We start from the raw sequence: 1126 nt of genomic DNA on the forward strand, positions 1-1126 counted from the left end.
TGGTTGGCTTATTGTTAAGATTGCCAATTTTACAGTGCGGGCGAGATCGCCCGGTGATCAACGCAGCAAGTGATCGAACTGCTACAAATGTCTGGAACGTCCATGAGAACCAGCCGTCGTTTTTTCCTCTCCGGAGCCTCCGCGCTCGCAGCCGCAGTGGTCGCCGGCGGCGCCAATGCGCAGGATGTGATCGGTGACATCCTGAAATCCTCCGCGCGCGGCAATTGGGACGACCAGTTCGATGCCCGCGCCAGCGAGGGCGGCAAGGTGGCCTCGACGCTGCCGATCTTCAGCCCGCAGACCGTCGCCTTCACGGAACAGGCGGTCGGGCAATACCAGAACATTGTCGGGCAGGGCGGCTGGGTCGACGTTCCCGCGACCAAGAAGCTGCAGCTCGGCGTCGATGACCCGGATGTGGTGCCGTTGCGCAAGCGGCTGATGGTTTCCGGCGATCTGTCGCAGAGTGCCGGCATTTCGACGGCCTTCGATTCCTATGTCGACTCGGCGGTCAAGCGTTTCCAGCTGCGCCATGGCCTACCTGCCGATGGTGCGCTCGGCAAATACACCTATGCGGCGATGAACGTTTCGGCGCAGATCCGGCTCGGCCAGTTGCAGACAAATTTGCAGCGGCTGCGCGAGAAGGCCGGCACGCTGGGCAGCCGCTACGTGCTGGTCGACATTCCGGCAGCGCAGGTCGAAGCGGTCGAGAACGACCGCGTCGTGCTTCGCCACACCGCGATCGTCGGCAAGATCGACCGGCAGACGCCGATCGTCAATTCCAAGATCAACGAGATCATCGTCAATCCATACTGGAACGCGCCCGTCTCGATCGTCCGCAAGGACATCATTCCGCTGATGCGGAAGGATCCCGATTATCTCAAGGACAGCCACATCCGCCTGTTCGCGCCGGATGGCAGCGAAGTCGATCCGATGAATGTGGACTGGTCGACCGACGACGCCGCCAAGTACCGTTTCCGCCAGGATCCCGGCTCGGAAAACGCCATGGCCTCGGTGAAGATCAATTTCCCGAGCCCTGACGGCGTCTACATGCACGATACGCCGCAGCAGAGCCTGTTCGGCAAGATGTTGCGTTTCGATTCCTCGGGCTGCGTGCGCGTGCAGAATG

The 1126-nt window shown here is 61.5% G+C and carries 1 protein-coding gene; it reads left to right on the top strand.

Annotated features, from left to right (window positions below; all coding sequences use genetic code 11):
- Positions 1-102: 102 nt before the first annotated feature.
- Positions 103-1126 (top strand): L,D-transpeptidase family protein (locus tag EN906_RS34910; protein WP_127375811.1); only part of this gene is annotated, 1024 nt, incomplete at its 3' end.

It is taken from the genome of Mesorhizobium sp. M7A.F.Ca.CA.004.06.1.1, from assembly GCF_003999135.1.
In the GTDB taxonomy this organism is placed as follows: domain Bacteria; phylum Pseudomonadota; class Alphaproteobacteria; order Rhizobiales; family Rhizobiaceae; genus Mesorhizobium.